This window comes from Kosakonia sp. H7A (genome assembly GCF_003028445.1).
In the GTDB taxonomy this organism is placed as follows: domain Bacteria; phylum Pseudomonadota; class Gammaproteobacteria; order Enterobacterales; family Enterobacteriaceae; genus Kosakonia; species Kosakonia radicincitans.
The window spans coordinates 1-473 of sequence record NZ_PYTZ01000102.1 but is presented as its reverse complement, the minus strand read 5'-3'; the positions used below and the strand labels follow the sequence as shown (position 1 = coordinate 473).

General features: G+C 69.1%; 1 protein-coding gene. It reads right to left on the bottom strand.

All coding sequences use genetic code 11. From position 1 onward, the window contains the following. Nucleotides 1-18: 18 nt before the first annotated feature. On the bottom strand, nt 19-473 hold a 455-nt coding region (locus tag CWM66_RS28420), incomplete at its 5' end, for a ThuA domain-containing protein (protein WP_146159977.1).

The window sequence follows — 473 nt, the reverse complement described above, 5'->3', positions numbered from 1 at the left end:
GTGCGCGATCGGCCATGGTCACCACCATCGCCATACCGCCAGCCCCAGCGCCACCAGGAGCAGCGCCCATAGCGCCGGGTGCAGCGATTTCCACCATGCGCGGGCCACGCCGGTACCGGCGTAGCTGCGCTCGTCCACTTCCATCACCACGTGCAGGTCGTCGCTGTAGGGCGGGTCATACTCGTACCACTCGTCGCTCCACAGCCAACGCTCAGGCAGGCCCGCGGTCGCCGGGTGGGTTGCATCGACCACGTCCACCATCGCGGTCTGCAGGTAGGGATGGGTACGGAAGGAACGGCCGATCATGCGGTCGTACCAGTCCCAGTCGCCCTTCTTGATGGCGAAGGCCTTGTGCACGGCGACCACGCCGCCGCCGGCGCTGCCGGCGTCCCGGGAATTCGCCCCCGGCAGCGACCTGGCCGCCAGCACCGCGACCCTGTTGCAGCCGTTCTTCGATGGCGACCCGCTGGCCT